25 protein-coding genes are annotated in these 22,798 nt (G+C 44.8%); 15 read left to right on the forward strand and 10 right to left on the reverse strand.

The window, feature by feature from the left end:
* Window position 1 precedes the first annotated feature (1 nt).
* From E8L90_RS18100 to E8L90_RS18110, 3 genes are all read left to right on the forward strand, one after another.
* The gene (locus E8L90_RS18100; protein ID WP_208759475.1) at window positions 2–2,326 is read left to right on the forward strand and encodes an ABC transporter permease; all 2,325 of its coding nucleotides are present in this window, start codon (window positions 2–4) and stop codon (window positions 2,324–2,326) included.
* Between the two features lie 87 nt (window positions 2,327–2,413).
* On the forward strand, window positions 2,414–2,806 hold the full coding sequence (locus E8L90_RS18105; protein ID WP_137030649.1) for a DUF1259 domain-containing protein: 393 nt from the start codon (window positions 2,414–2,416) through the stop codon (window positions 2,804–2,806).
* A gap of 144 nt (window positions 2,807–2,950) precedes the next feature.
* Window positions 2,951–3,751 carry a TatD family hydrolase gene (locus tag E8L90_RS18110; protein WP_137030650.1) on the forward strand — a complete coding sequence of 267 codons (801 nt, stop codon included), beginning with the start codon at window positions 2,951–2,953 and terminating at the stop codon, window positions 3,749–3,751.
* A 62-nt stretch (window positions 3,752–3,813) separates the two neighbouring features.
* Here E8L90_RS18110 and E8L90_RS18115 read toward each other — a convergent pair whose 3' ends face one another.
* On the reverse strand, window positions 3,814–5,256 hold the full coding sequence (locus E8L90_RS18115) for a serine hydrolase domain-containing protein (protein ID WP_244297279.1): 1,443 nt from the start codon (window positions 5,254–5,256) through the stop codon (window positions 3,814–3,816).
* A 141-nt stretch (window positions 5,257–5,397) separates the two neighbouring features.
* Here E8L90_RS18115 and E8L90_RS18125 point away from each other — a divergent pair, with 141 nt between their 5' ends.
* Window positions 5,398–5,928: an RNA polymerase sigma factor gene (locus tag E8L90_RS18125; RefSeq protein ID WP_137030652.1), complete on the forward strand. Its 531-nt coding sequence runs from the start codon at window positions 5,398–5,400 to the stop codon at window positions 5,926–5,928.
* A 112-nt stretch (window positions 5,929–6,040) separates the two neighbouring features.
* Window positions 6,041–6,991, forward strand: a complete 951-nt coding sequence (locus E8L90_RS18130; RefSeq protein ID WP_244297280.1) for a hypothetical protein — start codon at window positions 6,041–6,043, stop codon at window positions 6,989–6,991.
* A gap of 105 nt (window positions 6,992–7,096) precedes the next feature.
* Here E8L90_RS18130 and E8L90_RS18135 read toward each other — a convergent pair whose 3' ends face one another.
* Window positions 7,097–7,840: a suppressor of fused domain protein gene (locus E8L90_RS18135; RefSeq protein WP_137030654.1), complete on the reverse strand. Its 744-nt coding sequence runs from the start codon at window positions 7,838–7,840 to the stop codon at window positions 7,097–7,099.
* A 231-nt stretch (window positions 7,841–8,071) separates the two neighbouring features.
* On the opposite strand from E8L90_RS18135, the gene E8L90_RS18140 reads away from it, so the two are divergent.
* The 3 genes from E8L90_RS18140 to E8L90_RS18150 all read left to right on the forward strand — a co-directional run bounded on the left by E8L90_RS18140 (window position 8,072) and on the right by E8L90_RS18150 (window position 9,833).
* Window positions 8,072–8,863, forward strand: coding sequence for an aminoglycoside adenylyltransferase domain-containing protein (locus E8L90_RS18140; protein ID WP_137030655.1), 792 nt, complete (start codon window positions 8,072–8,074; stop codon window positions 8,861–8,863).
* 90 nt (window positions 8,864–8,953) lie between these two features.
* Entirely contained in the window at window positions 8,954–9,145 is a 192-nt protein-coding gene (locus E8L90_RS31245) for an NUDIX hydrolase (protein ID WP_341870812.1), read from the forward strand.
* A 115-nt stretch (window positions 9,146–9,260) separates the two neighbouring features.
* Entirely contained in the window at window positions 9,261–9,833 is a 573-nt protein-coding gene (locus E8L90_RS18150; protein WP_137030656.1) for a GNAT family N-acetyltransferase, read from the forward strand.
* 40 nt (window positions 9,834–9,873) lie between these two features.
* Here E8L90_RS18150 and E8L90_RS18155 read toward each other — a convergent pair whose 3' ends face one another.
* Entirely contained in the window at window positions 9,874–10,830 is a 957-nt protein-coding gene (locus E8L90_RS18155; RefSeq protein ID WP_137030657.1) for a helix-turn-helix transcriptional regulator, read from the reverse strand.
* A 115-nt stretch (window positions 10,831–10,945) separates the two neighbouring features.
* Here E8L90_RS18155 and E8L90_RS18160 point away from each other — a divergent pair, with 115 nt between their 5' ends.
* Complete coding sequence (locus E8L90_RS18160; protein WP_137030658.1) at window positions 10,946–11,884, forward strand: Gfo/Idh/MocA family protein; 939 nt, start codon at window positions 10,946–10,948, stop codon at window positions 11,882–11,884.
* A gap of 59 nt (window positions 11,885–11,943) precedes the next feature.
* On the opposite strand, the gene E8L90_RS18165 is transcribed toward E8L90_RS18160, so the two are convergent.
* The 4 genes from E8L90_RS18165 to E8L90_RS18180 form a co-directional block, all read right to left on the reverse strand.
* A complete protein-coding gene (locus E8L90_RS18165) occupies window positions 11,944–13,506 on the reverse strand; it encodes a YcdB/YcdC domain-containing protein (protein WP_137030659.1) in 1,563 nt (520 codons plus the stop codon).
* Complete coding sequence (locus E8L90_RS18170) at window positions 13,490–14,029, reverse strand: RNA polymerase sigma factor (RefSeq protein ID WP_137030660.1); 540 nt, start codon at window positions 14,027–14,029, stop codon at window positions 13,490–13,492. Before E8L90_RS18170 ends, E8L90_RS18165 begins: the two co-directional genes overlap by 17 nt.
* Window positions 14,030–14,077: 48 nt before the next feature.
* Window positions 14,078–15,601 carry a YcdB/YcdC domain-containing protein gene (locus tag E8L90_RS18175; RefSeq protein ID WP_137030661.1) on the reverse strand — a complete coding sequence of 508 codons (1,524 nt, stop codon included), beginning with the start codon at window positions 15,599–15,601 and terminating at the stop codon, window positions 14,078–14,080.
* A gap of 137 nt (window positions 15,602–15,738) precedes the next feature.
* Entirely contained in the window at window positions 15,739–16,464 is a 726-nt protein-coding gene (locus E8L90_RS18180; RefSeq protein WP_137030662.1) for a DsbA family oxidoreductase, read from the reverse strand.
* 129 nt (window positions 16,465–16,593) lie between these two features.
* On the opposite strand from E8L90_RS18180, the gene E8L90_RS30880 reads away from it, so the two are divergent.
* The 3 genes from E8L90_RS30880 to E8L90_RS18195 all read left to right on the forward strand — a co-directional run bounded on the left by E8L90_RS30880 (window position 16,594) and on the right by E8L90_RS18195 (window position 18,371).
* Window positions 16,594–16,785: a hypothetical protein gene (locus E8L90_RS30880; RefSeq protein WP_244297282.1), complete on the forward strand. Its 192-nt coding sequence runs from the start codon at window positions 16,594–16,596 to the stop codon at window positions 16,783–16,785.
* A gap of 152 nt (window positions 16,786–16,937) precedes the next feature.
* Window positions 16,938–17,771: a GNAT family N-acetyltransferase gene (locus E8L90_RS18190; RefSeq protein WP_137030663.1), complete on the forward strand. Its 834-nt coding sequence runs from the start codon at window positions 16,938–16,940 to the stop codon at window positions 17,769–17,771.
* Between the two features lie 63 nt (window positions 17,772–17,834).
* Window positions 17,835–18,371 carry a superoxide dismutase family protein gene (locus tag E8L90_RS18195; protein WP_137030664.1) on the forward strand — a complete coding sequence of 179 codons (537 nt, stop codon included), beginning with the start codon at window positions 17,835–17,837 and terminating at the stop codon, window positions 18,369–18,371.
* Between the two features lie 68 nt (window positions 18,372–18,439).
* On the opposite strand, the gene E8L90_RS18200 is transcribed toward E8L90_RS18195, so the two are convergent.
* Both E8L90_RS18200 and E8L90_RS18205 read right to left on the reverse strand, forming a co-directional pair.
* Complete coding sequence (locus E8L90_RS18200; RefSeq protein ID WP_137030665.1) at window positions 18,440–19,285, reverse strand: 1,4-dihydroxy-6-naphtoate synthase; 846 nt, start codon at window positions 19,283–19,285, stop codon at window positions 18,440–18,442.
* Window positions 19,282–19,944, reverse strand: coding sequence for a futalosine hydrolase (locus E8L90_RS18205; protein ID WP_137030666.1), 663 nt, complete (start codon window positions 19,942–19,944; stop codon window positions 19,282–19,284). Before E8L90_RS18205 ends, E8L90_RS18200 begins: the two co-directional genes overlap by 4 nt.
* Window positions 19,945–20,093: 149 nt before the next feature.
* On the opposite strand from E8L90_RS18205, the gene E8L90_RS18210 reads away from it, so the two are divergent.
* The gene (locus E8L90_RS18210) at window positions 20,094–20,879 is read left to right on the forward strand and encodes a class I SAM-dependent methyltransferase (protein ID WP_137030667.1); all 786 of its coding nucleotides are present in this window, start codon (window positions 20,094–20,096) and stop codon (window positions 20,877–20,879) included.
* Between the two features lie 53 nt (window positions 20,880–20,932).
* Here the strand turns inward: E8L90_RS18210 and E8L90_RS18215 are convergent, their stop codons facing one another.
* Entirely contained in the window at window positions 20,933–21,295 is a 363-nt protein-coding gene (locus E8L90_RS18215) for a VOC family protein (protein WP_137030668.1), read from the reverse strand.
* Window positions 21,296–21,439: 144 nt separating this feature from the next.
* On the opposite strand from E8L90_RS18215, the gene E8L90_RS18220 reads away from it, so the two are divergent.
* Window positions 21,440–22,039 carry a nitroreductase family protein gene (locus E8L90_RS18220; protein WP_137030669.1) on the forward strand — a complete coding sequence of 200 codons (600 nt, stop codon included), beginning with the start codon at window positions 21,440–21,442 and terminating at the stop codon, window positions 22,037–22,039.
* A 250-nt stretch (window positions 22,040–22,289) separates the two neighbouring features.
* Window positions 22,290–22,490 (forward strand): cold-shock protein, encoded by a 201-nt coding sequence (locus E8L90_RS18225; RefSeq protein WP_007725380.1) that lies wholly within the window; start codon window positions 22,290–22,292, stop codon window positions 22,488–22,490.
* Window positions 22,491–22,798 lie beyond the last annotated feature (308 nt).

Consider the following 22,798-nt stretch of genomic DNA (forward strand, 5'->3'; position numbering starts at 1 on the left):
GATGAAATTATTTTTAAAATTAATAAGGGATATCAAACAATCGATCGGGCAATTTATCGCCTTTGTTTTGATTATCGCAGTAGGTGCCTTTTTCTATGGGGGGCTCGTAACTTATAGCAATAATCTTAGTGCTTATACAGAAGGTTATTTTAAAGAACATAATTTAAGCGACCTATATGTATTTTACAAGCAAATTTCCAAAAATGATGTCGCTGTTTTAAGTGAAATAGAAGGCATTAAAAAAATAGAAGGACGTTATACCTTTGATGCCACGCAAGTCTTTGAAGGTGAAAAAGCTTCGCTCGAAATTCATTCCATCCCTATCGAAAACGAAATAAACACGATTGCGATGATTGAGGGCAGAATCCCGTCAAAGAAGAATGAGATTTTATTAGATTCTCGTTATGCGAAAGAACATCTTTTTCAAGTCGGTGATGAAATCAGTATTCGTGCGAATGAAAGAAATTTTGCATTGACCATTAGCGGCTTGGGTGAGAATGTTGAGCATGCAAAGAAGAACGAAATACAAGACCATAAAGCCTACGGAGTCGCTTATATTGCCGAAGATACCATCTCTGAAATCTTAGGTGGCACCTCCTATAATGAAATCATGATCGATGCTACAGAAGGTTACGATATTGATAAATTAGGTCAATCCATTGAAGCACAATCCAAACACCTTTCTTATGTAAACCAAGTAAGTAAAGAACGGACTTTCAGCTATTCGAAAATAAATCAAACGATAAAGAATAACAAATTGATGAGTATGGTTATCCCTTTCGTTCTCTTTTTGATTGTCGCTATTATCCTGTTTCTTACCATGTCAAGAATGATTGACTCTCAAAGAAACCAAGTAGGAATTATGAAGGCTTTAGGTGTCAAAAACAGAAACATTATGCTTCACTACATGGGATACCCTGTGCTGGCAGGTATCATAGGCTCAATCATCGGCTGTACGATTGCCGCTCTCGTATTTGTTCCACTCGTTACTGCATCGAGCGCAAGAGCCTACTCTTTGCCTGGCATTACATACTCCCTTTCTTTTTATTCTTTCATTCCTCCCATTATTTTCTCCAGTGCTTTTGGAATCCTGGCGTGTTACTTAAGTGGTAGAACCATATTAAAAGAACGTGCGGCTCAGGCTATGCGACCTAAACCGCCAAAGAAAATGAAAACACTATTGATCGAAAAAATTCCGGGTATTTGGAGTCATCTTTCCTATAGCTACAAGCTCATTTTAAGAAATATTTTCCTCAATAAACATAAAGCTTTAGCGAGCTCAGTTGGTGTTGTTGTAAGCACTGTCCTATTGATCACTGCTTTTGGCACTCAATTTGCTTTGCAACAAGTAGCCAGCCAAATTGAAGATGTTTATACGTATGATTTACGAGTAGATTATACGCTGGGGACATCTACTGATACGGTAAAACTCCCCCCCGGTATAAAAAATCGATATTATTTATCCACCTTTCCTGTTGAATTCATAAAAGGTGATGGAAAAGATAATGCCACTCTCGTTGTTACGGAAAAAGAAAACACACTCATTCATTTCTTTGACGAAAATAATAATCAGATCACTTTAGAAAATAATGGTGTGCTGGTACCAAAATCCTATGCCGACAAATATCATATTTCAGCAGGAGATATCATCCATATAACGTTCAAAGCACCAGAGCTTCAAAACAAATCTGTAGATATGAAGGTTTTACATATCTCTACGCAGTATTCGAATCCTTCGTTTTATATCACACCAAACTATTTAAAGAGCTTTGGCATAGACTACAGTCCAACCGCGCTTTTCATTCAAGCAAATAGCTCTGTAGATCTTCATAGCGTTCGTAGCTTCTTTGAACAAGATCCTCAGGTAGAAACCATTGCAGATAGAAATGATCTAAAGAAAACCGCTGAATATATTTTGAAACAAAACCATTTTGTCTTTATCATGTTTATTGTTTGCGCCGTCATCCTCTCTTTTGGCGCGATCTACACAATCTCTTCCATCAACATTTATGAAAGGAATCGCGAGCTTGCAACCCTTAAGGTATTAGGCTATCAAAAGCATAAAATCAACAGACTTATCTTTTTTGAAAACATGATACTCACTACATTTGCGATCCTTGTAGCTTTACCGATAAGTGGCTATGTGTATTCCATGATTGTCAAGGCACTATCTAGTACCCACCAACAGATCCCGGATCAATTAACTATTCCCATCATGGTGGTTTCTGTTATTCTTGCCTACTTGCTTACGATTCTGTCCAACTTGCTACTTCAAAGAAAAGTAACCAACATCAATATGATTGAATCATTAAAAGGAGTAGACTAAAACGATCGACCAACTGCTTTACGCTTCAGCCGTTTCCATCCCCTCCCTGTCTTCATACGATAAACAAAAACAGGGAGGAAACGAGGAATGCCCAAAAAAGTCTCGCTTTGTGAGCAGTTCTCCAGAATTATCAGGGGGCAAGCTGGCTTTGCTGGCGGAAAGTGCGTCTCGACCATCCATCGCAATCAAATAAAAGCGACCATTTTGGGGAAAAGATTTCGCGTAACGTCTTCTTTTTCATTCGAATCCTTCAATCAAAAAACGGGTAAAGCGCTCTGTTTAGGGAGAGCGGCATTCCTACAGAAAGAGGTCAATCCGTTCATTGCAGCCATTCGGAAACAAGGCATTAAAGTCTCGTCTATCCATAATGAATGGTTATTCGATCGTCCCCGCTTGATATATGTAAATGTTGAAGCAGTTGATAAACCTCTTGCTTTCGCAAGAAAAATAAGGCGAGCATTAGATGCCATTCTTTCATGAGAATAGAAAGCAACGAGTCCTCTCTGTCACCGCAGAGAGGTTTTTTCGTCTCTAGAACATTACAACTCGATCCGCTATAATGAAAAACAACCAAAAATGGGAATTTTAGCGAAAACCAGTACGCATTCAAACCTCTAGGAAGGATTGATTCTTTTGGATACACAGATCATCGATATAGGCGTAAACCTGATGCACCGCTCCTTTCAACAAGACCGCGATGAGGTCGTTGCCAGGGCAGAGAAACAAGGAATATACCCATTAATTTTGACAGGGACAAGCTTGAGAAACAGTATGGATGCCTCACGATATGCGAGCCGCTCCAAAGGAAAGCTGTACTCTACGGCAGGTATTCATCCTCACGATGCCAAAAGCTGTGATGAATCGACGATTAAGAAATTAAGAGAACTGGCCTCTCTTCCCCATGTGGTTGCGATTGGAGAGTGCGGGTTGGATTATAACCGTGACTTCTCCCCGCGTGATATTCAAAGAAAGTGGTTCCTTGAACAAATTTCCCTGGCCACAGAACTTCAACTGCCCTTGTTTTTGCATGAACGCGATGCTCATTTTGATTTTGTCTCGATTTTGAAAGAGCATCGTCAAAATATCAATCGTGCGGTTGTACACTGTTTTACCGGAACCTCCAAGGAATTGGAAACCTATTTAGAGATGGACTTCCATATCGGGATTACAGGATGGATTTGTGATGAAAGACGTGGAAAACATCTTCGGGAGCTTGTGAAAAAGATTCCCTTGAATCGTTTAATGATTGAAACAGACGCGCCATTTTTAACCCCTCGTGATTTGAAAGAAAAGCCTGTGGATGGACGAAATGAACCAATGTACTTGAGACACATATTGGATGCAGTCGCGGGGTGTATGGGAATGAGTTCTGAAGAAGTTGCCGTTGCGACTACCAAGACTGCGAAGGAATTTTTTAACGTTTAGATCAGATCAGCACATCTCCCTCCGTTCTTCTGATTCCAGCTTAAACGAGATAAGCGGGGGGATTACTCAACCTTGTGCAGTGTATGACTTTGGCCAAAATAATCGGTATACACAACAAACGTAATCTCGCCAGATGCAGAATAAAGGAATACAAGTTGTTCATGAATCATTTCCGTTAGAAAAGTGGTTTGGGTTGAGCTGTAGCTTATGGGTACAAGCTTGAATTTATACAAAACACCGTACATTTTAGGTACCGTTAGATACAGTTCATGATTATTGAGAGATATGTCTAAAATTTTATTCGTCTCATTTTCAAAGATATACTGCCCTACTGCTGAATCTATCTTGTTCCATTGTATGGGCTCAACAGGAACCGGAAGTGGTAACGCTGCACTCCCCTCGAAAATGAGTTTTGCTATTTCTCGACTTAAATGAGTGACAGGGACCACACTCATGTTGCTTAAGAAGATGATCGTAACATCATCCTCCACGAATCGGAGAAAATCACAGAAATAACCGCTAATATCACCAAAATGATGCAAACATTTTCTGCCGTTTATTTCTGAAACCATCCATCCACATGCGTAAGAACCGAGATATGGGGTAAACATTTTCTCCAACAAATCATTCCTGAGTAATCGGGAGTTTTTTAATACCGTATCCCAAATCATCAAGTCTTCCGTGGTCGAGTATAATCCATAGGCTCCTAACGGAAATGACAGGTCCGCATAGGCTGGATGAATCGGTTCCTCATAAAAGGAATAGCCAGATGCCAATCCTGGAACTAGTTTTACACCATCATCACAGCCAGTGTGATACATACCAGACGGCAAGCAAATATGTTCCTGAATATAATCTGAATAGCGCATCCCAGTAACTTTTTCGATAATGGCTGTCAGCAACGCATAACCCGAATTTGAATACGCAAACCTGCTGCCAGGCTCGAATTCCAATTCACGTACTTTGAACGAATCAATAAGTTGATCTAATGTTGAAGGAAGTCTCATTTGAAGAGGCCAAAAATCGGGAGAACTTGTATAATTCGGAATACCTGAAGTGTTCGTTAAGCAATGGAAAATCGAAATCCGATCACCGTTTGGATAACCAGGTAAATACCTATCAACATAATCGTTGATGTTCAATCTTTTCTTTTCATGTAATTGAAATAGGCTCATCGCGGTAAAAGCCTTCGTAATGGAACCGATTCGGAACTTAGTAGTAGCAGTATTTGGCACCTGATGTTCCCAATTCGCCATACCGAAACCTTGATTTATTACAATATTGTTGTGACAAGCAATGAGTATGGATCCATGTAAATATCCATTCTGATCATAGGAATCGATCCATTTCGCTATCCTCTCCTGGAACATGCCCAACTTCCCTCCAAAAGGTAAAGTTACTTCTATCATAACATTTTTAGTACTGACCATTTGCAAGCAAATTGCGGATTGCCATGGGGCAGAGCTCCGCTTTTTATCGGAACCAGGGAAAGGGACAACAGCCAAACTGATCTTCCCCGCCTACTAGACCTATACCATAGAACAAAGACACCTGACTGATCTTCCGGGGTGTCTCATTTTTTTCATGAAAGTGAAAGATTGTCAGCAGCTATTCCGTCTATACAGTGACAAGGAGGTGGAACACCAGTGGATGATCATTCTGGGGCACGAATTGAGCAATGGTTTCTCACATACAGCCAAGATGTGTATCGGTTTCTCGTCTATTATACGGGACGAACAGACATCGACGATCTGGTTCAAGAGACCTTTATTCGTGCCCTCAAAGCTATGCAGGGGGCAGAGGTAGAGAATCCCAAAACGTGGCTGTTTGCCATAGCACGAAACGTAGCCATTGATGAAAGACGCAAGACAAAGCTAATTAGTTGGTTGCCAGATATCTTTTTGCAGCATCTCGTATCGAACGACAAAACACCGGAAGAGTCGCTGATGTTAAGTGAAAACAAGCGTCTGCTCTATGAAATGATCAATCAATTAAAGTCTTCTTATCGGGACGTGTTGATACTCAGAGGGATCAAGGGATTATCGAGCAAGGAGACTGCAGAGGTTTTGGGATGGAGCGAAGCCAAAGTCAATCTCACGATGCATAGAGCTATAAAGTCGATTCAAAACAAACGAAATGTTTCGATTGCGGAGGTGATGAACGATGCCATCACGTGATGAGCAGATCATTCTGGAAGAATTGAATCAATTCCCGGAGCAAATCCTTTCCCGAGAACGAAGCCAAGCAATATTAGAGGGTGTACGAGAAGAAGGAGGTAGACTTCAAAAAGTGAATAAACGAAAAATGTACTATGGATGGATGGCAAAAGGGCTGATCACCTGCGGCCTATTGCTCGGTTTTTTCTGGATGAAACCATTTTCTGTACCAGCAGAATCAACGAGCAGTGCAGCCGTGACTCCTGAAGAACAAACGTATTTTGCCGCTGCTCAAAAAGCCGTACAAGATGCGAGTGGCATTCAGAAGACCTTCCCATTTGCAGAGATGGAGAAAGACGATGAATCCTATATGGTTCAGGCAAAGAATAAAGAAGCCAGAGAAGCCCTCGTAACTTTTAAGCCTGGTACCACAGAGGTTCTTACCGTCTTTGCGCGATTTGCGATCAACGAATTACCAAGGCCCTATCATAAATATGTAGAGACTGCACAAGAAGCATTTAAGGATACGAAACAACAGGTTACCTTCCAAAAAACCAGTTTTTTCAAGAGTAAGAAGGAAGCGTATTTTTCCTTTTGGACAGAAGATAGACAGCACGTCAAAGTAGATATCCTAACAAATAAAGTGACTGATTTCACATTGTATTACAACCTAGAAGACGTCGATCAGAAGATCATCACCATCGGGCAAACAGCCTTGATGCGTTTATCCAATGAAAAAAATCTTTCCTTTACCAAAGCTAAAAAACATGTAGACAAAAGTGAAGATAAATGGTTGCTCATTAATGAACAAAAGAAATATAAGGTAATGGTTGGGGCAAAAACAGGTCAAGTGTATGAAGTGAGCCACGAAACAGATAACTATAAAATCAAAGCACTTAATGAAGTCATTCCCGTAACCAAGCCACTTATTCAAGACATTTTTGGCATAGATATCTCTGGGTATACGGCTTACGGCGGCCGGCACTGGGGCGGCTACATTTTGAGAAGTCCGGGGAAACCAAGTTTCTCCATACATCTTGGAGATTTGGATATTGGAAGTATTTATCAAATTGAAATCGAATAAGGGGCAACGGGTTCTATATTCTATATGGAACCCGTTTTCCTTTTCCATCGTACTTTTGTTAGTCGATCTAAAAGCGCAACGCATCCTTGCCCCGCTCTCAGCTTTTTACTTGCACGTATTTCTTCTATTCGGATTCAAAATCAGCGCATCATCTTCCAGCTCAAACAATTTATCAAATAGCGCTTCCATGCCATCCTCCAATTTATAATCCATCTCTTCTTTATACAAAGGAATTAAGAAATAGGCATGAATCTTGTTTCCGTCCTTGGTGGGAATGACACTGATTTCCTCTGATAGCTGAAACAGAACGACTCCATTTAGACCCGTGCCATCCGCATATGGTTCATAGTCCTGATAATTCGGTATGGTATGTCCGTATCCCAACCACGTATTGTACTGGTGAGGAAACCGCGCCAGCATCTTCATCAGTCTGATTGGCCAGTAATTATTTTCATCCTCCAGTGACTCTTGTGTCAGCTCCCAGGAAGCTGGCAAGAATATCATCAGTTCTGCTCGATCAAACTTCTCTTCCATCTGCTCCTGTATTTCATCCGGGATCGTCATTGGTAAATCACTCATCCCAGTCGTATACAGAACCCAAAATGGTTCTTCTTCTGTAGGACTCATGACATTCACATCAATATGGATCGTATCGGAAATAATTTCGTGAAAAACACTACTTTCTCTTCCCGCAAATACCGTTTCAAAGTGGGCAACAATATCTTCTACATATTCCATCGGGGCTGGGGGTTTAGAATCAGCTTGTTCGTCATACGTGTAAATCGTGGTGCCGTCCTTTGACTTTTCTCCGTTGTTCGTACCACCGAATACCTTTTTAAAAAAGTTCATTGCAGTTCCTTCCCTTCTTATCATTCAGGCGCTTGGTCCTCTCTATTGTATCGGCATGAGATACATCCAAGTTTTACCTTACCTTTGTAATTCTTGCAAGAGAATTCCGAATCAACTTGCGAGAAAATCAAAAACCAAGTAAACTTTATCTCATTTACTGGAGTAAGAAAATTATGGAAATGATTAATTTTGCAGGTGAGTTCGAAAAAGTTGGAGAGAAGGAGTTTCCTTATGGACACGAGAATCCCGGAAAGCGTTAGGTCTTTATTACACGACTATACCCAACGACTCATAGCAGAACTGCCTGATGTCATTTACGGTGTTTATTTGTATGGTTCGATTGCTCTGTCTGGCTTCGAGGAAGATAACAGCGATATTGATTTTGTAACACTTTTGCTTAGAGGGTTAACGAATGCAGAAATAGAAACGCTCAAGAACATTCATCATGCTCTCCATAACGCCAACCCACTCGCGAAAAGAATGGACGGCATGTATATCCAGCTGGATGACATCGGAAAAACCAATCCATCCTTGGAGCCTTATCCTTACGTTGACAATGGGACATTCAAATCATCCGGCCACTATGATGTCAATCATGTGACGTGGTGGACCCTCAAGCAACAGGGCATTACCGTTATGGGGAAAAGTGTTGAAGCATTGCACATCCCTACCCAGTGGTTTGATGTCGGGGAAACGATGAAATACAATGTACATGATTATTGGTCGCCAAAAGGAAAAAGCATGCTGAAATTCTTGCATGATGAGTGGGTAGAATTCGCTGTTTTCACCTTATGCCGAATCTATTACGCGCTCCTTCATGAGAGCATTATTCCGAAGAGAAAAGCCGTAGAACAGGCTCAGCAAGAACTTCCTAGTGAATGGCATCTTTTACTGAAAGAATCCTTGCGAATACGCTACCAACCAAAAGAACCATCTTTGTTTTCAAACAGAATCAAGCGGGCAAAGGAAACCCAGAGATTTATTCGCTATATTTGCGAGCTGTCGCCTAGTAAGACGGAATAACACCACAAGAAAAAGAGGGAAGAACATGCAGGAGGGACGCTGTCACTCGTTGGCAGAAAGGCTGAACGGGAAGGAAACACACTTGATCTATTGGAGAGGACCATCCAGCGGGAAATTTTTGAAGAAGCCGGAATTGAAGTAAAAGCAGAAATGCATTACGTATATAATTCTTCGTTTGTTACAGATGACAATATTCACGTCCTGAATGTCGTCTTCCTCTGTCACTACGAAAATGGCGTGGCCTTCTGGAAGAGTCCCGATGAGGTAGAAGCCGTACATTGAATGACGCTGGAGGAGATCATGGAGTATCCCAAAACACCTCCTTGGATCAAAGAAAGCGTTCAGCGAGCCGAAGCTCTACGGCAACGCCGCTTTGCGTAAAGAAGGAGATTTGCTTATGAAGATCATGGAGCGTTTGCACCTTGAGCATTTTAGACAGATGGCACAACTCGAGCTTCAATACTACGATGCGGAATTTATTACACCTTATGAAGAGAGCTACAATTGGTATTTGTTTCGTCCCGATTCAGTCGTTGCGATCGAAGAGAATGGGCGTATCATCGCTTTTATGAACCTGCTTCCCATCAAGCCGCATATCTACCTGCAAATTGCGCAAGGGACGTTTAAAGACAGCCTGATGACGACTGCGGATATCGAAGATTTAACTACTTCTCCCGAGCAAGTCTATTATTTTCTGTCCTGTGTCGTTGTCGATCAATCTTATCGGAAAAGCCCTGCCTTGCGCATGATGCTGCATCATTATCTTAATGTACTGGCTCATGTTGAGCAGAGTGGCTACCGCATCCAATCGATCATCATGGATAATATCACAGAAGCAGGCAATCGATTCGCTCAGCGCCTTGGCATGAATCATGTATGTATAAGCGACCACGACTCTCATATACATGCCTCAGACTATGAGAGCTTCAAACAGCATGTGCACGCGAGTTATCCCATGCTTTCCCGCTAAAGGCTTCGCATCGACTTGGTGCGAAGCCTTTTGTCGTATGCTACGTATAAAGTGCCATCATTTCTCGCAGACTCGCTTTTGCAAAAGCCCTTAATTCCGCTGGCTCTACTACCTCCATATGTCCGATCATATCCAAAATATCGCGACATGCTCTTTCATAACTGTACAAATTAACCGTCAATTGTTCGTACTCTCCCTGCTGCACAGCGGAAATCACCTCCAGCCGCTCTCGCATGGCCAGCTTTTCAGTATGCAATCTGATCACTACAGGAAAATATTCGACTTCACGACAAGCCTGTTTGAACGCCGCCTCCTGATTCGTCCAATAACCTGCCAACGAAAAGATCTCCGGAATCTCGAATGCCTCCTCTAGTACATGAACAGAAGGAATCCGCTCGCACTTGAATGTTCGAATTTCCTGCGCGTTTTCACAGTAAGCAACGAGATACCACTCCGTTTTTTTCACGACGAGACCATAGGGACATACTCTACGTGACGAGCTGCTACCATCCATTTTGCGGTAGGCAATGACGACTTTGCTTGATCGCCAAACCGCTGCCCGCAAAACCTCCAGATTCGGTATGACTACTCTCTCTTCCCACCACGGCGTCTCATCGAAATAGAACCGCCTCTTCGCTTTCTCGATATCTGGCCGATAAGTCTGCGGCAATGTCTTTTCCAATTTGAGCAAAGCAGACGTTAATTTGTGTCCAGTCTCGGTATCCTGCCCGACATGAATCCCCATCCCGGTCAAATACAAGTGCACGACATCATCGACGTACAACTGTTTCAGATTGACCGTATATCCTTCCATCAAATAAATTCCCCCGCTAGGTCCCGAAGTTGCCGTGATCGGAATCCCTGCCTGGGACAGTGCGTCAATATCCCGATAAATCGAGCGAACAGACGTCTCCAGTGCTATAGCGAGTTCTTTTGCTTTCATTTTTCCCCTTGATTCGATCAGCAACAAGATCGCAATCAATCGATGCAGTCTCATCTCCAGCCTCCACGAAAAAACGACTACTCTATTTTTCAACGCAGTCAAATTGATGACACAATGCTGTCAACAATACAAAGATATCATAGAGCTATCGTTATGGGAGGGATGCAAGATGAATATCGCAGTATTAGGAACCGGATTTGGTGCGTACCATGCGCATCTACTAAAAAAAATGAATGGTGTAGATAGATTGGTAGTTTTCGGTCGAAATGAATCGAAGCTGCAAAAGCTACAGGAAGAGCTGAATGTGGAGATTACGAAGCATATGGACGAGATCATGCGCGATCCTACTATCGATGTCGTGGATATTTGCTTGCCTTCGCAGTTGCATCGGCAATTCGCAGTAGGAGCTCTCGAAAACGGGAAGCATGTATTCTGCGAAACACCGGTTTGCTATACGCCAGACGATGCACAAGCCATGAAACACGCAAGGGACCGATCGGGGAAAAAGCTGTTGGTGAATCAGTTTATCAAATTTGACCCGGCGTATGCCTACCTTCGCAGCGCTCAGACAGAAAACAAGTACGGACAGCTCCTCTCCCTCTCGCTCAAAAGAGAAACAGCACCTTTATGGGGGGATCTAGGCTTGTCCTCCATTACAACCAATCTGATGATCCACGAGCTGGACTTCGTAACATGGCTGTTCGGTCGCAATACCAATATGAGCGCATGGGGGACAGAATCATCGGATAAAAAGCAGTCCATCGTCCACTCGCACTTTCATTACCCTGATGCGCATGCTGAAATAGTCTCCTCCTCGCAGATGCCGACCTCGTACCCATTCACTGTCGGTTACGAGGCGTACTTTGAGAAGGCAAAGCTCGTCTTTCAGGAAGCTGACAACCAATGTAAGACGGAATCTTTCTTAGTAGAATACACGTCCTCAGGCAAGTATGAGCTCGTTCTCGAACCCGTCAATCCGTATGAAGAGAGCCTGCGTCATGCCATTCAATGCTTTACGGACAATACACAATCGATTATTGATGTTGATCATGCAGTCGAGTCCTTAGTGCTCGCGCTTGCACTACAGAAGCAGCTTGTACGCCAGTAAAGAAACAAAACCTCCATGAAGTGTTATGCTCCTCTTCATGGAGGTTTGTTGCGTGCTCTTTAGTTGATGATCTTGCCTGTCGTGGCTTCTATTGCCCATCGCTGTTCTGAATCCCTACGGATTTGGTAAGCAAGTACTGGCTCCGTTCCTTTTTCTGCTGGCAAGTACACGAGTTCTATTGGAGCCTGCTGCACAAATTGATCAAGTGCCGCTTCCTTGGAGAGCGTCTTTGCTGTCTGATCCGCCTGTATCCATGATAAATCCGAAAAGTTACCCGTAAGCTCGGTAACAAGCCCGCTAGCCAGCTCAACCGACACTTGATAAGGATGATCTATGACGGGAATCCCGTTGATCTTCGGTGCAAAGGTAAACTGAATGGTGCTAGGTGACTCTTGTGACGCTTCCAATGACAGCTCACGAACATCGGTGGAGAGGAATTTCTCCAGGTGGGCTATCGCCAATGTTTGTGCCTGCTCGTAGGTCGTTTCCCGTTGGTTCTTACGTCCATAGGCAGCCATCTGTGAAAACCCGAGGAATGCTCCGTCATCTGTCGTCTCAACGGAAACGCCGTTGCCCTGCCCATCGTTCCAAGAGTATGAAATACGATGCGGATTTACACCGATGAATGCTTTTTGTTCCACCTTTATGCCCAACTTGTTCTCAAGCAGCTTTGCCACCTCATCAGAAGTTTTCAGCACGAGTGGTTTTCCTTGTCCCGAAACAGCAACCGACTTTTTGTCTGCTCTCGCTTGGCTGATCAGCTTGCCTGTCTTCGCGTTCACATAAACATCTGATGCTGCTACATATTGAAGCCCTGGTTGTTTCTTTCCTGCATAAACGAGGCGAAGCGTACTCCCCAGCTGTTGGGCTGCTTTCTCCTTGTCGATCGTCCCGACACGATTGGCAGGCTGTGATGCTACGCCACTATCTTCGAGATCTGGGTAAAGAAGCAAGGTCATTTCCCCCGTTCTTGGGGAGATACGGACCGTCGCACTTTTCTCCTGAAGAGGAATGCCATTGATGATTTTGCGAAAAGCCACTTCTCCTTGGGCCAAATTCGAGTGAACATAATCCACTTCAAACTGTGTGCTCTGTGCTCCCAGCTTCTTTTGTAAATAGGCCTCTGCCTGTACTTCCACTGGTGATTTCTCACGTGTTGGTGTGGGTCGGCTCGTATCTGTTGAGTTCGTTGCAGGCTCCTCGGCTACGGACTGCAGCTTTGTAGCATCACGTGGAACCGTTTGGTTTTGAACGATTTTGTTTCCTACTTTTGGGGTGACTTCCTGCTCCAGCTGTGGCTTAGCCTTGCTTTCAACTGGAAGAGAAGGCATAGCAAGCGGTGGCGCGGCTGTTATGGCGGCTGGAGGTGAGCTGGTGGTTTGCGTATCAACAGATGGCTTCAGCGGTGAATCATAGCTCAGCCAAACACCCATGAATACGGCCGCTGCAAGGGAACCCGCTCCGGCGACAACTCGCTTGATCTTCGCTGCTTGCTGCATGCGATACGCCTCACGAATGAGCCTTTCCTTGCCCGTCTGCTTCCACACTTGACGAGGTGGGCTGCTCTCCTGCCTGGCTTGCTTCAGTAATTCGATTACGTGGTTTTCATCTGGCAAACTCATTGGCAATCCTCTCCTCGCAAGCGTTACCGAGTATTTTCTGCAACGCCTTTAGTCCCCTGTGACAGTCCACTCTTACTTTTGTCTCGGGAATGGCCAAAATCTCGGCTGTTTCCTTAACGCTGTACTCCTTTATGTAGCGCAAAATCACAATGATCCGCTGATCAGGCTTCAGCTTTTGCAGCGCACGCTGAATACTGTGCATTTCTTCCTTTGTCTCCAGCTCTGTTTCTGGCAGGCCCTCCGTAGACTTCATGAGGGCCAACCAGTTGTCTGAGAACAGTCGTTGCCACTTTTGCTTGCGGTAATGATCAATTGCGACATGCTTGGCGATGGAAAACAACCATGTCTTCATCGCTACCCTTCCGTCATACCGCGGCAGTATTTTTAATAGTCGTGAAAATACCTCCTGCACCATGTCTTCGGCATCTTCTTGTCTGCCCGTAAAGTAAAGCAAGAAATAATAGATGTCATCATAGTGGGCTTCGTAAATAAGCCCTATACGTTCTGCCAAATCCTCAGGCAACAGGCTCCCTCCTTTCTTCTTGCTTCATCACACGATACTTCATTGTCTTTACTCGGTTTCTTCCTCTTCTCCAAAGGAGTAGAACTCACCAGTCAGGGCATCAATTTCATCATCATGAAAGATTGGAGAAACATAAACGAGCTCCGCTACGTTTTTATTTTTCTCATCCAAGGAGTAATACAGCTTGAGTGGATACTTTTTCAGCACCTTCTTGGCTGCCTCCTCTTTTGTCATGGCGTTCTTAATATCCGGCAGCTTGTTATTTTGAGAGACTCTCCAATCAAGAAGAGTGGCTTTTCCCGTGGCGGCATCCACGTGCGCCTGTCTTAGCGTACCATCTACCGGATACCCCTGATGAAGCATGGTGAAGTCAAATTCGTACAAATTCTTATCGGACTTATACCGATTGGCAGTTATCGCCATCTCCTTATCTGTGAGTGGCAGGAACTCTGACAGGGCATCCACGGCAGCTTTTATCGCCTGCTCTTCGCTCAGCTTTTTATCCGTTTCACTTTTTTGCTTTGTATCCAACACTTGATAAGTCGTGACCTTGCCCGTCTTGGTTTCGAAGAAGATATTGGCGATTACCTCGTCTTCCATCGTCCACAAATAATTACTGATTCCGGTTTTCGGATCGCTCTCTTCCTGAAAACTCGCTCGCCCTTTTGTAGGATTGTATCCTGTCTTGTCAGCCAGGAAAGCAGCTGCCTCCTCTTTTGACTTGATGATTGTTTGCTTTGCCTTCGGTTGGAACTGGATGATTTTATAACTCGTTGCTGGCGGCTCTTTTCCGACGCTTGCATGGATCTCGCCGAGATAAGGGGCGTACAGAAACTTCGTGCTTTTCCCATCTGCACTCTGTTGGTAGTAAGGCGTCATAGCAGCAGCAAACATCGCTTCTACCTTTTCTTTTGCATGCACCTTATTTGGATCAGCGAATTGGATCTGACCCATGTCTTGTTCCAATTCGATGGGTTTCGTCAGCCCATCCCCTTTTGCAACAGCCTCGACCTGTCCTTGACTGTTCACGGAAATATGAAGAGTGTCATTGCGAAATGGAATTCCATTTACCATTTTGCGAAAAAGGATCGAATTACTGTCTTGCTCTGTATCCTGATCCAGTTGATAGCCACCCATGTCCTCGCCATACCATTGCTTCAAAAATGAAGTCGCTGTTTTCCTTGCATCTTCCACCGGATATGTAGACAACGCCTTCCCGTTGCCAGTGATCAAGTTAAACAGTTTGACCTCGCCTGTTTTTTGATTGACTTGAAGGCTCACATATGGAGTTTTTTGCTCCTTCGTTTGATACTTATGGACGACCACACGGCCTGACTCATGATTAACCTGATACTCGTTAATCGGATAGTCCTTAAAAAATGGTACGATTTTGCTCATCTTTTTAATAGAATGTTCTATTCTCTCGATCAGCTTCTCATCGATCACACCGTTAGCCTTGCTCTCTTCCTGAACCGCTGCACTTGATCCCTTTGCAGCCCCAGCACTAATCGGTGCTGTTACCGTCAGACTGGCTACCATGAGTACAAATACGCTTTTCGTCCATTTGTTCATGCTTCATCCCTCACTCACTCTATTTTTTCACTCTGTCCATTATTCGAATGAGATCCACTTTTGTTTCATCTCAAAAGAAAATTTTCCCATAAAAAAACCGACTCCCCTAAGGGAATCGGTTTTCATCTACCTGTTGCTTATATTTTGCACGATCCGTCTGTGCAATTGTCGCCGGATTGCTCGTCTTTTTTCTCATCGTTCTGCACGAATTTCAGAGCAGGAGCTGCGCTTTCTTCTTCCCATACCTGGTTCAATGCTCCCAAAAAAACTTCACCTGGTTGCGCTCCAGAGACTGCATATTTGTTATTAATGACAAAGAACGGTACACCCGTGACACCCAAATCGTTGCCCCTTTGTTTGTCCTCTTGTACTTGCTCTCTGTATTCGTTTCCTGCCAGCATGGTGAGCGTCGCTTCCTTGTCCAAGCCTACCTCAGAAGCAAGCTGTGCCAGCACCTCGTGGTCGCCGAGATGGAGCGATTCCGTAAAGTACGCCTTCAGCAGTCGCTCCTTCAATTCCTTCATTTTTCCATGGGCATGAGCGAAGTGCGTCAAGCGATGCGCATCGAATGTGTTGGTCGGGATCATCGTGTCAAAATGATAATCGAGACCGACACCTTTTGCCATTTGGGTTACTTGGTCATTCATCCCCTTCGCCTGTTCGAGCGGAATGCTATACTTGGCTGCTAGTACTTCATGCATGTCCATATCAGTATCGCGTTCCATCTGCGGGTCGAGCTGGAAGCTGCGATATACGACCTCGACTTGATCCTTATGCGGAAATTGAGAAAGCGCTCCTTCCAGACGGCGCTTTCCGATATAGCAAAACGGGCAGGCAAAATCAGACCAGATTTCAATTTTCATGTTCCATCCTCCTCTATTTGAACGGAGCTGACCAAAAGACAGCAGACCGCACACTGCAAAATTCGTCGTATGCACATTATACAACAACGTATGGTACGACTATGCACTTTGGAGGCTGAAATCTACACTTTGCCCTTAGCAAGTCATCCGAATGATGCGATCACAAATCGTTTGCGCATCAGCTCGGCATCCAGATTACTGAACGGCTATCAAGTGAAGCCATGTACTTTTTCCACAACCGCTATTCCCAAGCAGCCCGACTACTTCCCCCTGCTCCATCTGCAAGGAAAAATCCCGGATAACGCTGCCGTTCCCGCTTGATTAGGGGCAAATCCACTTTGAAAAAGTGACGGGGAATTCCACCTGAAAATAAATATCACCGTCAATGTTCACGCGGGAAAAGGAACTGCCTCCCCATTTGGTAAATACTTACTTATACTCATGTAGAACTTTTTAAAAGGAAGTGGATTCACGTGTACCTCGTAAAAGGAAACCAACAGTTAGCAAGGCAGCTTCTCCATGATAAAAGTGACGTGATGTTTGCAGGAGTTGTCACAGGCAATCATCCCGGGTTACTTTGGGTAGATCATCCTGACAAGCCTACCTGTGCACTCGTATGGTCAACCGGTTTAAGCGGCTTCGCTTTCCTTGGAGTACCGAGCAAAAGCATTCACCCCGTTGCTTTCACTGCTTTTTTTCAAACACAAATTGGCCCTATTTTACTGCAAAAGGACCTTAGTTTTTTTGAATTCTCACGGGAATCAAAAGAGTGGGATTCACTTCTCACGCCTATTATGGACAGCAGCGGTTGGGAGACGAGTACCCAATTCGTCTATCGGTCTTCTCATGATCAGGGAGAGGAGCCATCTCTAGTTATTCCTGCCCCCTACTATTCTATTGAGCTGGGGGAAAGCTTTTTACGCGGGCGCGATACCGTAATTCCTCCCAACCTCGATTTTGTGACCGACTACATCCACGAGTATTGGTACTCAATCGATGACTTTTTGGAAAATGGCTACGGATATGCTGCCCTTACGACTGATCACGAAGTGGCGAGCATTTGTATGTCCACAGCGGTCTATCAGTCGACTCATGCTATCGGTGTAGAAACACTAGAGCCTTATCGTCAAAAAGGCTTGTCTAGTACACTTGCTTATCAATTGCAAAATAGGCTTCATCAGGAAGCCGCAACTGTGTGGTGGGACTGTATGGTTTCGAATATCGCTTCGCAAAAAACGGCTGAAAAAGCTGGACTGCATCTCTCGCATCGTTATGAAATCGCCTGGTTTTCCTACCCAGCCCAGTAACCATCCGCCCACCACTTACATAAGATATGTCAAACTGGTTCATGAAGTAAGGTGGTGTATAACATGTACGGATATCAGCCTTATGAGTACCCATATGAATATGACTTGCGAGCCGTGTCCTCACAACATGGACGGAGAATAGGACAATCTTTTGCCGAAATTCAGGGTGGTCCACTGGCACCAAACCTACACGGCTACGTTGTGTTTACCGATGTCCCCTACGGCACCGAAGTGTTCGTGGAAGTCAGCGGTCTCCCCGCTTTCCAGCCAGCCGCTGGCAATCAGCCGCAAATCGGGCCGTTTGGTTTTCATTTGCATGAGCATGGCGTCTGTACGGTAGGAAATCCGAATGATCCCTTTACCGCAGCAGGCAGTCACTGGAACCCCACGCACCAGCCACATGGCAACCACGTAGGCGACTTCCCCGTACTGTTTTCCAATGACGGCTATGCACGAATGACTTTTTTCACAAACAAAATCAGTGCAGCAGATGTGGTCGGTAGAAGCTTGATCATCCATCAAAGTCCCGATGACTTCCATTCGCAGCCGGCCGGAAATAGCGGAAAACGACTGGCATGTGGATTGATCTACGCTGGATAACGCTTCACTCGAACAAGAAAAAGGGGCAACTCTACTCTGTGAGCTGCCCCCTCGCATTATTGAATTAGCTAGCGCCGTAATGTCGACAAATCAAATGCGGGTACAAGCCCTTCCTCGGCTGCACGACCGAGCAACGCCTCAACAGCTGCATAACCATCGTTACCCAAATTTCTCGTAAACTCATTCACGTACAAATTAATATGCGCTTGCGCTACCTCCAGGGACAGCTCTTGGGCATGGGACATGACATATTCTTGTGACGCAGTCGGATTCGCCCATGCATACTCCACAGAGGAGCGCGTCCAATTGGTCAGTGCCTCGATGTCCATTGTTTTTTTCGCAATGATGGCACCCAGCGGAATCGGTAAATTGGTATCAGACTCCCACCAGTTGCCCAAGTCAGTCATGAGAGATAACCCGTAGTTTTGATACGTAAAACGCGCCTCGTGGATCACGAGTCCTGCATCGATCTTGCCGTCACGTACAGCCGGCATAATCTCATGAAACGGCATGACGACGATCTCCCCTACACCACCTGGGACATTTTGTGCAGCCCAGAGCCGGAACAGTAAATAGGCTGTGGAGCGCTCACTCGGAACGGCTACACGTTTGTTGGACAGGCGTGCTGGATCGTTCGCACTCTCGCCAGAATTTCCTTGCGTTAAAACGAGTGGCCCGCATCCTCTGCCCAGTGCCCCCCCGCATGGGAGCAACGAATAGTTGTCCATCACCCAAGGCAATGCCGCATAGGAGATTTTCATTACTTCAGGCCCTTCCCCCTGTGCAGCAAGTGTATTTGTAATATCGATATCTGCGTACATAATATCGAGCTTTGGCGCTCCCGGAATCAAATCATGTGCCCAGGCATGAAAAACAAAAGTGTCATTTGGACATGGTGAAAATGCAATTTTCATGATAGTACCTCCCGTAGTACAGAGCTTCCCTTTTCCAGAGATTCCAACGCATCTTTTATCCGCCAAGCGGATTTATCCCGCGGTCCAATTGCATTCGATACCGTGCGAATTTCCAGAACAGGTCGTCTGGCAGCCTGGGCAGCAGTAGCGACCCCATACCCCTCCATCGCTTCAGCTAACGCGTCTGGCATCCGCTGTGCCAAAGCAGCCGCAGTTTCCGCTGTTCCCGTCACGGTGGATAGTGTAAGTACAAGGCCTTTTTTGGCTGCCAATCCTGCCTCTTTCATCGAATTTGTCAGCTGTTCGACCATCTCTTGATCGACACTTACCCGAGCTGATCCAAATCCCAGCTCATCCACACTGCAAAAGCCCTCAGGCGTTTCTGCCCCCAAATCCGCACAAATAATATCTGTCGCGACAACCAGCGACCCAATCTCTGCTTGTCCCACAAATCCACCGCATATTCCTGCACAAATGACCAGATCGTAGTCCGCGCAAGCAAGCGCTCTGGCTGTACTGGCTGCGGCTGCCGCAGGTCCTACTCCCCCTATGATGACTGTGAAACGCTCATCCCCTTGAATGCCGCGCATCACTGCATCCCGTTCTGCGTCAACGGAGGTCACGATCAGAATGCTTCTATATTGTTGTGATGAAATCATTTGCTCTGGCTCCTTTCAACCGCTTTCCCTCTTCCACGTTATCGCTACTTTTCATTCGTGTAAAGCCGTTTAAAGAGTTTGTCAAAAGACAGGGAAATTATTACAATGTAACCTGTTGCGCATTTTCGTTAGATGAGAGGTGACCGATTATGCTTCATCCACCGAATCCGAACACCCATCCCGACTGGCTCGCCCCCCACTCTTTGGCCTGGTACACTCAGCTGGGCAAAATGACTGGTGAATACGTATACCCGTGGCGCTCTACTATTACAGAACCGAATGGCGAGTCCCTTTTTATGGAAGAAGTTAGTCGCATGGTTCCGAATCAATCTGTTCTCGACATCGGCTGCGGGCACGGCGCATTCACACTGCACTGGGGCCGTTCTGCCAAAGAAGTCGTCGGCTTGGATGTGACAGAAAACTTTGTGCAAAAGGCCAGTAGGCAAACACCCGAAAACGTCTCCTTCGTTGTCACCAATACGAAATATACCCTCCCTTTCCATGACGATACGTTCGATTGCGCCTACAATCGGAAGGGACCTACCTCCGCCTATCCAGATATAGCACGCGTCGTTAAAAGAGGAGGCTCATTCATCGGATTACATCCGGGCGATCAGTTGTCCACCGAATTATTTGAATGGTTTCCTCATTTATTTGGTTCACGTCCAGCTAACACCCCAATCCTGCAAAATCTGCAGGAGAGACTCAAACAAGCTGCTTTCCAGCGAGTAGATATTCAGACAGTGATCGCCACCGAGTATTTTCAGACCCCTCTCGATGTCATTCGCATGCGTTGCTTCGGACAAAGTCCCACTATTCTCACGTCCGCCATCGAATTACACATGGAGAGTGTTATGCCGATCTTTGACCACTATGCGACTTCTGACGGTCTGCCCACTACGCATATGTATTACCTCGTTCGTGCGATTGTTTGATTCGTCCTAATTAAAAACCTCCAGCCGCATTTGGCCAGAGGTCGTCACTACTCTTATCCTTTTAGTAAATAGCTGTTCCCGTCTTCATCCTGAAAAGTCGCATAGGTCCCCCACTGCATCTTGTTCAGTTCTCCTTGAAATACAACACCATTCGCGCGCATCGTTTCGTACGTCTCTTCAATTTCTGTACATTCAAAAACGATCGAGGCTTTTTGTTCCTGCCAGTTGCTCATCATATTTTTCGGATAAAGTACCAAAGCAGTCTGGGCACCTGCTGGTCCTACCTCCAGCCAACTACTGTTTGGTCCCATCGGATGCTCTTGCTTGACTTCAAATCCAACCTTCTCTGTCCAGAATACTTTTGCGCGTTGCTGATCTTCTACGTAAACAGCTACCGTTGCCATTTTAGTAATCATAGATACCCTCCTTACTAACTCGAATCTTATCAACCCATTGTAACCGAAAAAAAGTTTACTTATCATATCAGCATACCATTGAATAAGCTTCTCCCTTTCAATGCATCATGTTAATGTAAAAACAAGTTGCAGGAGGAATGTAGAGTGGGTAAGGATTTTATTGCAGCCGTAAAAGACAGAAGAACATACTATGGGATCAGTAAGGAAAATGTCGTATCCGATGAACGCATTAAAGAAGTCGTGCAGGAAGCAGTAAAATACACACCATCCGCATTCAACTCCCAAAGCGCTCGCGTTGTTGTCCTCTTGGGCGCGGAGCACGATAAGCTATGGAACATTACCAAAGAAACGCTGCGTAAAATCGTTCCCGCTGAAAATTTCGGAGCCACAGAAGAAAAAATGAATGCCTTTGGTAGCGGCTACGGCACTGTTCTTTTCTTTGAAGACCAAAGCGTCGTCGAAAACCTCATGCAGCAATTCGCCGCGTACAAAGATAATTTCCCGATTTGGTCCGAGCAATCTTCCGGAATGCTTCAGTATGTTGTGTGGACTGCTTTGGAAATCGAGGGCTTCGGTGCTTCCTTGCAGCATTACAATCCACTCATTGATGAAGAAGTCCAACAAACGTGGAAGCTCCCTAGTGGCTGGAAGCTGAGAGCACAGATGCCTTTTGGCAAACCTACCGCTCAACCAGGCGAAAAACAATTCCAACCTTTGGATGAGAGAGTGAAGTTCTTTTCCTAAATAACATTTTGTTCCATGCTTGTAATGGACGGCTCAAAAATTTCCAATTTGGGCCGTCCTTTCGATTATTGAGCGATTGCTTTCCTCTTTCTTCTGTGATAATATTAGCTTAAACAAAAGATTCCTATTTAAAGCGTTCACATATTGTAAAGGGTTTACACTTATGTCTGAACCTTTTACAATGTGTGAATTTTATTTTATCCATAAATAAAAGTTACATATTCATTTTATTTTGTTGGAGGTAACACCCATGCAAACAGGTACAGTTAAATGGTTTAACGCAGAAAAAGGTTATGGCTTCATCGCGGTTGAAGGCGGAAACGATGTATTCGTTCACTTCAGCGCAATCCAAGGCGACGGTTTCAAAACCCTCGAAGAAGGCCAACGCGTTGAATTCAACGTGGTTGAAGGCAACCGTGGACCACAAGCTGAGAACGTAACAAAACTGTAAATTACACATAAAGCTGCCCTTGCGAATAACAAGGGTGGCTTTTTTTCAGCTCTTTTTCCTCACATAATTCGTTCTTTGTTCCTAATGGACAGTTGACATTAGCCATGCCTCCCCATATAATCTCTTTATAATGCAGAGTAAAGCAACGGCGCTTTCTAGCATAAAATATTCAGAATGTACACAATCGAATAAACGCGACATGTATTTTTCGTTTATTTTTACCGTGCTATGAAAGCGGTTGCAGTTGACTGTTATTACCATTACCTCTAAACAAGTTCATACAAAGTAAGCAAAGGCGCTTAGGATAT

Source organism: Brevibacillus antibioticus (genome assembly GCF_005217615.1).
Classification (GTDB): domain Bacteria; phylum Bacillota; class Bacilli; order Brevibacillales; family Brevibacillaceae; genus Brevibacillus; species Brevibacillus antibioticus.

Coding starts and splice junctions, on each gene's coding strand:
- E8L90_RS18100 (WP_208759475.1), top strand. CDS start 2: ATGAAATTATTTTTAAAATTAATAAGGGATATCAAACAATCGATCGGG.
- E8L90_RS18105 (WP_137030649.1), top strand. CDS start 2,414: ATGCCCAAAAAAGTCTCGCTTTGTGAGCAGTTCTCCAGAATTATCAGG.
- E8L90_RS18135 (WP_137030654.1), bottom strand. CDS start 7,840: ATGAACTTTTTTAAAAAGGTATTCGGTGGTACGAACAACGGAGAAAAG.
- E8L90_RS18140 (WP_137030655.1), top strand. CDS start 8,072: ATGGACACGAGAATCCCGGAAAGCGTTAGGTCTTTATTACACGACTAT.
- E8L90_RS18150 (WP_137030656.1), top strand. CDS start 9,261: ATGAAGATCATGGAGCGTTTGCACCTTGAGCATTTTAGACAGATGGCA.
- E8L90_RS18155 (WP_137030657.1), bottom strand. CDS start 10,830: ATGAGACTGCATCGATTGATTGCGATCTTGTTGCTGATCGAATCAAGG.
- E8L90_RS18160 (WP_137030658.1), top strand. CDS start 10,946: ATGAATATCGCAGTATTAGGAACCGGATTTGGTGCGTACCATGCGCAT.
- E8L90_RS18165 (WP_137030659.1), bottom strand. CDS start 13,506: ATGAGTTTGCCAGATGAAAACCACGTAATCGAATTACTGAAGCAAGCC.
- E8L90_RS18175 (WP_137030661.1), bottom strand. CDS start 15,601: ATGAACAAATGGACGAAAAGCGTATTTGTACTCATGGTAGCCAGTCTG.
- E8L90_RS18180 (WP_137030662.1), bottom strand. CDS start 16,464: ATGAAAATTGAAATCTGGTCTGATTTTGCCTGCCCGTTTTGCTATATC.
- E8L90_RS18195 (WP_137030664.1), top strand. CDS start 17,835: ATGTACGGATATCAGCCTTATGAGTACCCATATGAATATGACTTGCGA.
- E8L90_RS18200 (WP_137030665.1), bottom strand. CDS start 19,285: ATGAAAATTGCATTTTCACCATGTCCAAATGACACTTTTGTTTTTCAT.
- E8L90_RS18205 (WP_137030666.1), bottom strand. CDS start 19,944: ATGATTTCATCACAACAATATAGAAGCATTCTGATCGTGACCTCCGTT.
- E8L90_RS18210 (WP_137030667.1), top strand. CDS start 20,094: ATGCTTCATCCACCGAATCCGAACACCCATCCCGACTGGCTCGCCCCC.
- E8L90_RS18215 (WP_137030668.1), bottom strand. CDS start 21,295: ATGATTACTAAAATGGCAACGGTAGCTGTTTACGTAGAAGATCAGCAA.
- E8L90_RS18225 (WP_007725380.1), top strand. CDS start 22,290: ATGCAAACAGGTACAGTTAAATGGTTTAACGCAGAAAAAGGTTATGGC.